This window comes from Actinophytocola sp. (assembly GCF_049647105.1).
GTDB lineage: Bacteria > Actinomycetota > Actinomycetes > Mycobacteriales > Pseudonocardiaceae > Actinophytocola.
This window is the reverse complement of record NZ_JBARWZ010000043.1, coordinates 1-7,754: the sequence shown is the minus strand read 5'-3', so window position 1 is coordinate 7,754 and position 7,754 is coordinate 1. Positions and strand designations below refer to the sequence as shown.

The 7,754-nt window shown below is 74.7% G+C and carries 2 protein-coding genes; both read left to right on the top strand.

Annotation, left to right across the window (positions count from 1 at the left end):
- Positions 1-667 (top strand): phosphopantetheine-binding protein (locus WBA97_RS06125; RefSeq protein ID WP_424229709.1); only part of this gene is annotated, 667 nt, incomplete at its 5' end.
- 15 nt (positions 668-682) lie between these two features.
- On the top strand, positions 683-7,754 hold a 7,072-nt coding region (locus WBA97_RS06120), incomplete at its 3' end, for an SDR family NAD(P)-dependent oxidoreductase (RefSeq protein ID WP_424229710.1).

Genomic DNA, 7,754 nt, shown 5'->3' with positions numbered 1-7,754 from the left:
GGCCGCACTCGGCCGCGCGGTCGACCGGGGCGAGGTGGTCGCCGCCGTCGCGGACATCGACTGGGCGGCGTTCGCACCCGGTTTCACCGCCGCGCGGCCCAGTCCGCTGCTGTCCGGCATCCCGGAGGCGGCGACCGCGCCCCCGGCCGGGACGCTGCGCGACCGGGTCGTTGGCCGTTCCGCCGCCGAACGTGCCGGGATCGTGCTGGACTTCGTGCTCGGCCAGTCGGCCGCCCTGCTCGGCCACCGCGACGCGGCGGCCGTCGACCCCGGCAGGCCGTTCCGCGAACTGGGCCTCACCTCGCTCACCGCCGTGGAACTGCGCAACCTGCTCGCCGAGGGCGCGGGCGTCACCCTGCCCACCAGCCTCGTCTACGACCACCCCACCCCGGCGGCGGTCGCCGAACTGGTCGGGTCGCTGCTGGGCGGCGGTGACGATCCCGCCGAGCCGGACGGTACCGCCGCCGAGGCGTCGCTCGACCGGTTCGAGGCGGCACTGGCCGACCTGCCATCGGACTCCGCGCGACTGACCGCGATCGCCGCCAGGCTGCGGCGCCTGGTGTCCACAGTGGACGGCAAGAGCGCGGCGGCGGAATCCGGCGGGCTCGACGTGGCCAGCGCGGACGACCTCTTCCAGATCATCCAGAACGAATTCGGCAAGTCCTGACGTGCCCGGGAGAACCTGATGGCGACGAACGAAGACAAGCTCCTCGACAACCTCAGGTGGGTCACCGGCGAGCTGCGGCAGACCAGGGCCCGGCTGTCCGAGGTGGAGGGGCAGCGGAGCGAGCCGATCGCGATCGTCGGCATGGGCTGCCGGTTCCCCGGCGCGGCCGGCGATGCCGGTGATGCCGGCGACCCGGACGCGTTCTGGCGGCTGGTCTCCTCCGGAGGGGACGCGGTCGGCGCCTTCCCAGCCGACCGCGGCTGGGACCTCGACACCCTGTTCGACGACGACCCCGACCGGACGGGCACCACGTACGGCCGCACCGGCGGGTTTCTCGCCGGTGCCGCCGAGTTCGACGCGGACCTGTTCGGCATCTCGCCGCGTGAGGCGCTGGCGATGGACCCGCAGCAGCGGCTGCTGCTGGCCGCGACGTGGGCGGCGCTGGAGGACGCCGGTATCGACCCGACGTCCCTCGCGGGCAGCAGGACCGGGGTCTTCGCGGGCACCAACGGGCAGGACTACGCCCATCTGATGGTCGCGGACCCCGAGGTGTCCGACGGCTACCTCGGCACCGGCAGCGTCGCCAGCGTGCTCTCGGGCCGCGTCTCCTACGTCCTCGGGCTGGCGGGTCCCGCCCTCACCGTCGATACCGCCTGCTCGTCGTCGCTGGTCGCCCTGCACCTGGCGGTGCGGGCGCTGCGGGAGGGGGAGTGCGGGCTGGCGCTGGCCTCCGGCGTCACCGTCATGTCGACCCCGGCCGCGTTCGTGGAGTTCAGCCGCCAGCGCGGGCTGGCGCCGGACGGCCGGTGCAAGGCGTTCGGCGCGGGCGCCGACGGCACCGGCTGGGGTGAGGGCGTCGGCGTCCTCGTGCTGGCGCGGCTGTCCGACGCGCTGCGCGATGGGCACCGGGTGCTGGCCGTCGTGCGTGGCAGCGCCGTCAACTCGGACGGCGCGTCCAACGGGCTGACCGCGCCGAACGGACCGTCGCAGCAGCGGGTCATCCGTGACGCGCTCGCCGACGCCCGGCTCACCCCCTCCGATGTGGACGTCGTGGAGGCGCACGGCACCGGCACCGCGCTCGGCGACCCGATCGAGGCCGGTGCCCTGATCGCCACCTACGGGCAGCACCGCGACCGTCCACTGTGGATCGGCTCGGTGAAGTCCAACATCGGGCACACCCAGGCCGCCGCCGGTGTCGCCGGTGTGATCAAGATGGTGCAGGCCATGCGGCACGGCGTGCTGCCCGGCACCCTCCACGCCGAGGACCCCTCGCCGCACGTGGACTGGTCGGCGGGCGCGGTGTCGATCCTCACCGCCAACCGGCCGTGGCCGGAGACCGGGGGCCCCCGCCGCGCCGCCGTGTCGTCGTTCGGGGTCAGCGGCACCAACGCGCACGTCGTACTGGAACAGGCCCCCGCCGTCGAACCGGCCCCGGAGGGCCGGGACGTCCTGGCGGTGACGCCGCTGCTGCTGTCGGCCGCTTCTGCCGACGGGCTCGCCCGGCAGGTGGATGCGCTGCGTGCCTTCCTCGCGGACCGGCCCGGCCTCGGGCTCGCGGACGTCGCCCACTCGCTGGCGACGACCAGGGCCCATCTGCCGCACCGGACCGTCGTGCTCGCCACCGACCGGGCCGACGCGCTCGAGGCCCCCGTGGTCACCGGGACCGTCGCGCCGGGCAAGCAGGCGTTCCTGTTCACCGGCCAGGGCGCGCAGCACCTCGGCATGGGACTCGGCCTGTACGAGGCGTTCCCCGTGTTCGCCGCCGCCTTCGACGCGGTCTGCGCGCACCTGGACCCCGCCCTTGGCACACCGTTGCGGCAGGTCGTCGCCGACGACGCCGACCGGTTGACCGAGACCCGGTACGCCCAGGCCGCGATCTTCGCCGTCGAGGTCGCCGTCTACCGGCTGCTGGAGTCGTGGGGCGTCCGCCCTGACCAGCTGCTTGGCCACTCCATCGGCGAGGTCGCCGCCGCGCACGTCGCCGGTGTGCTGTCGCTCGCCGACGCGTGCGCGCTCGTCGCGGCGCGGGGCCGGTTGATGCAGGCGTTGCCGGCGGGCGGTGCGATGCTCGCCGTCTCGATGACCGAGGACGAGCACCCGGCCGATCTCGTGCCCGGCTCCGTCGACATCGCCGCCGTCAACAGCGCCACCTCGCTGGTCGTGTCCGGTGCGGAGGAGGAGCTCGAGGCGCTGGCGGAGCGGTGGCGGGCGGATGGCCGCCGGGTCAGGCGCCTTGCCGTCTCGCACGCGTTTCATTCCCGGCTGATGGAGCCCATGCTCGCCGACTTCGCCGCCGTCGCCGAGTCGCTCACCTACCACCGCCCGGCCATCCCGGTCGTCCCCGCGTCCTCGGCGGGCGGCGACGTCGCCACCGCGGGCTACTGGGTGCGCCAGGTCCGCGCGGCCGTCCACTTCGCCGACGGCCTCACCGCGTTGTCCGAGGCCGGCGTCACCCGGTTCCTGGAGGTCGGCCCGGACGCCGTCCTCGCCCCGCTGGCCGAGCACGCCGCGCCCGCGCTGCGTGCCGGGCACGACGAGGTGGCGACGCTGCTGTCCTCGGTCGCGGCACTCCACGTCCGAGGTGGCGTCGTCGACTGGTCCGCGGTGTTCGCCCCGGCGGCGCCGCGCCGCGTCCCGCTGCCCGCCTACGCCTTCGACCGGACCCGCTACTGGCCGCGCGGCCGCGTCGGCGCGGGCAACCTCGCCGCCGCGGGTCTCGGCGCCGCTGACCACCCGCTGCTGGGCGCCGCGGTCTCCCTCGCCGCCGCCGACGGTGTGCTCCTGACCGGCAGGCTGTCCGCCACGACCCACCACTGGCTCGCCGAGCACCGCGTCCTGCGCGACGCCATCCTGCCCGGCACCGCCTACGTCGAGCTGGCGTTGCGCGCCGGTGAGCAGGCAGGCTGCCGCGCCATCGCAGAACTGACCCTGCACAGCCCGCTGGTCCTGCCCGAGCGCGGCACGGTCGCGCTCCAGGTGAGCGTCGGCCCGCCGCGCGACGACAACACCCGCATCGTCGAGATCCACAGCGGCGCCGACGGCAGCGCTGACGAGTGGGTCCGGCATGCCACGGGCCTGCTCACCGACGACCTGCCGGCCGCGGCGCCGTACGACCTGGCCGAGTGGCCGCCGCCCGGTGCGGAACCCGTTGCCATCGATGACTTCTACGCCATCGCCGAGACCGCCGGGTTCCAGTACGGGCCGGTGTTCCAGGGGCTGCGCGCGGTCTGGCGGGCGGGGGAGGAGACCTTCGCCGAGGTCGAGCTGCCCGAGTCCGCACACCGCGACGCCGAGGGTTTCGGCCTGCACCCGGCCCTGCTCGACGCCGCCCTGCACCCGACCGGTCTCGACCCGGCCGAGGCCGGGATCCCGTTCTCCTGGACCGGTGTTCGCCTGCACGCCGCCGGGGCCACCGCCCTGCGTGTGCGGATCACCCCCGTCCCCGGCGGCCACGCACTGCGGCTCGCCGACGGTGCGGGCGCCCCCGTCGCCGAGGTCGGCACCCTGGCGCTGCGTGCCGCGGCAGCACTGCGCCCGCGCGCCGACGACGCCCTCTTCGCCATCGAGTGGACACCCGTGCCCTCGGCACGGGCACCGGAGCAGCCGGTCGTCCGGTTCGACGAGCTGGGCACCGACAGCGAAACTCCCATCGCCCCGGACACGATCGTCGTCGCGGGCTTCCCGATGGACCGCCCGGTCCGGGAGACCGTCCACAGTGTCCTGGCGGTGGTCAGGGCATGGCTTGCCGACGACCGCTTCGCGGACGCCCGGCTCATGCTCGTCTCCGGGGGCGCCGTCGCCGCCCGGCCGGGTGAGATCGTGGCCGACACCGCGGCGGCGGGTGCGTGGGGTCTCGTGCGCTCGGCCCAGTCGGAGCACCCCGGCCGGTTCGTGCTCGTGGACACCGACGACCCCGGCGCGCTCGACCCGTCGTCCCTGCTGGCCATGGACGAGCCGCAACTGGCCGTGCGCGGCGGCGACGTCCTCGTCCCCCGGCTTGCCCGCGCCTCCGCGCTGCCGTCGCTGACCGTGCCCGACGGGCCGGTCTGGCGGCTGGACTCCGAAGAACCCGGTGCGCTGGAACGTCTCGTGCTGCGCGAGATCCCGCGCCCCGGCCTCGCACCCGGCGAGGTCCGGGTCGCGGTCAGGGCGACGGGCGTCAACTTCCGCGACGTCCTGATCGCGCTCGGCACCTACCCCGGCCAGGCCATGATGGGCTCGGAAGCGGCGGGCGTGGTGGTCGAGGTCGGCGACGACGTCACCGACCTGGTGCCCGGCGACCGGGTGTTCGGCCTGTTCTCGGGCGCGTTCGGCCCCGAGGCGGTGGTGGACCGCCGGTTCGTGGCGCCGATCCCCGCCGAGTGGTCCTTTGTGGACGCCGCGGCGGTGCCGATGGCGTTCCTCACCGCGTACTACGCGCTGGTCGACCTGGCCGGGTTGCGTGCCGGCGAGACCATCCTCGTGCACGCCGCGGCGGGCGGTGTCGGCATGGCCGCCGTGCAGGTGGCCCACCACCTCGGCGCCAGGGTGCTGGCCACGGCGAGCGCGGGCAAGTGGGACGCGGTCCGCGCGCTCGGCGTCGCGGCCGATGACCTCGCCTCCTCCCGCGACCTCGACTTCGCGGACCGGTTCTCTGGCCAGCGGGTCGACACCGTCCTCAACGCCCTCACCGGCGCCTTCGTCGACGCGTCGCTCGCCCTGCTCGGCCCCGGCGGCCGGTTCCTGGAGATGGGCAAGGCCGACATCCGTGACGCCGCCGCCCACCAGGACCTGCGCTACCGGGCTTTCGACCTCGGCGAGGCAGGACCGGACCGAGTCCAGGAGATGCTGCTGGCGCTGCTCGACCTGTTCCGCGCCGGTGCGCTGCGCCCGCTGCCCACCAGGGCCTGGGACGTCCGGGAAGCGGTGACCGCGTTCCGTTTCATCGGCCGGGGCGGCCACACCGGCAAGAACGTCCTCACCGTCCCGCGTCCGGCCGACCCCGGCGGCACCGTCCTCGTCACCGGCGGCACCGGCGTGCTCGGTGGCCTGCTCGCCCGCCACCTGGTGACGGGCCACGGCGTGCGCCACCTCGTCCTCGCCGGGCGGTCCGGGGCCGCCGACGTCGACGACCTGCTCGACCTCGGAGTCGACGTGCGGGTCGTCGCCTGTGACGTCGCCGACCGGGACGCGGTGGCGGCGCTGCTGGCGGCCATCCCCTCGGCACACCCGCTGACGGCCGTCGTCCACGCCGCGGGTCTCGCGGACGACGGCGTCGTCGCCGGGATGACCCCGGAACGGGTCGACGCCGTCCTCACCCCGAAGGCCGACGCCGCGCTCGTGCTGCGTGACCTGACCTCGGGTCTCGACCTGGCCTGGTTCGCCATGTTCTCGTCGGCCGCGGCGGCGTTCGGCTCGCCCGGCCAGTCGAACTACGCCGCCGCCAACGCGGTGCTCGACGCGCTGGCCGGCCAGTGGCGGGCAGACGGCGTGCCCGCGTTGTCGCTGGGCTGGGGGCTGTGGGCGCGGGAGAGCGCCATCAGCGGCGGGCTCGACCGCGCCGACCTCGCCCGCATCGGCGGCGCGCTCACCGACGACCAGGGCGTCGCGTTGTTCGACGCGGCGCTGGCCGGCGGTCTCGCCAACACGGTGCCGATCCGGCTGGACCTGGCCGCGTTCCGCCGCCGCAACCCCGTGCCCGCCCTGCTGCGCGGGCTGGTCCGCCCCCCGTTGCGCCGGGCCGCGCACGGCTCCCAGTCCCTGTCGCGGCGGCTGTCCGGGCTGCCTGCGGCGGAGCGGGAACAACTGCTGGTGGACCTGGTCCGCGGTGAGGTGGCGGCCGTGCTCGGCCACTCGTCGCCGTCGGCGATCGACCAGGGCAGGGCCTTCAACGACCTCGGGTTCGACTCGCTGACCTCGGTGGAACTGCGGAACCGGGTGAACGCGGCGACCGGACTGAGGCTGCCGACCACCCTGATCTTCGACCACCCGACCACCTCGGCCCTTGCCGCGTACCTGGCCGGTGAACTGACCGGCGACCACGCCGTCACGACGATCACGACGTCAGAAGGAGACACCGGCGGAGACCCGGTGGTGATCGTCGGCATGAGCTGCCGCTACCCGGGCGGGATCGCCTCGCCGGAGGACCTGTGGCGGCTCGTCATCGCCGGTGCCGACACCACCGGCGACTTCCCCGGCGACCGTGGCTGGGACCTCGACGCCCTCTACGACCCCGACCCGGACCGGCCCGGCACCAGCTACACCCGCACCGGCGGGTTCCTCGCCGACGCGGCCGGGTTCGACGCCGGAATGTTCGGGATCTCCCCGCGTGAGGCCCTTGCCATGGATCCGCAGCAGCGTCTGCTGCTTGAGGCGTCGTGGGAGGTGTTCGAGCGGGCCGGGATCGACCCGGACTCGCTGCGGGGCAGCAGGACCGGTGTGTTCGTCGGCGTCGCGTCCTCCGGCTACGGCGCGGGCGCGCGGCTGCCCGACGACGTCGAGGGGCACTACCTGACCGGCAGTTCGACCAGCGTCGCGTCGGGCCGGGTGGCGTACACGTTCGGGCTGGAAGGTCCCGCGGTCACCGTGGACACCGCGTGCTCGTCGTCGTTGGTGGCACTGCATCTCGCCGTGGCCGCGCTGCGGTCGGGCGAGTGCACCATGGCGTTGACCGGCGGTGTGACCGTGATGGTGACACCGGGGATCTTCACCGAGTTCAGCCGCCAGCGCGGCCTGTCCGCCGACGGCCTGTGCAAGTCGTTCTCCGCTTCCGCCGACGGGACCGGCTGGTCCGAGGGTGTCGGTGTGCTGCTGGTGGAACGGCTTTCGGCCGCGCGGCGCAACGGGCACCGGGTGCTCGCGGTGGTGCGCGGGTCCGCCGTCAACTCCGATGGCGCGTCGAATGGTCTGACGGCGCCGAATGGTCCTTCGCAGCAGCGGGTGATCCGGGCCGCGTTGGCCAGCGCCGGTCTCGCGCCATCCGATGTGGATGTGGTGGAGGCGCACGGGACCGGCACCCGCCTCGGTGATCCGATCGAGGCGCAGGCGGTGATCGAGACCTATGGGCAGGATCGGGATCGGCCGTTGTGGCTGGGTTCGGTGAAGTCGA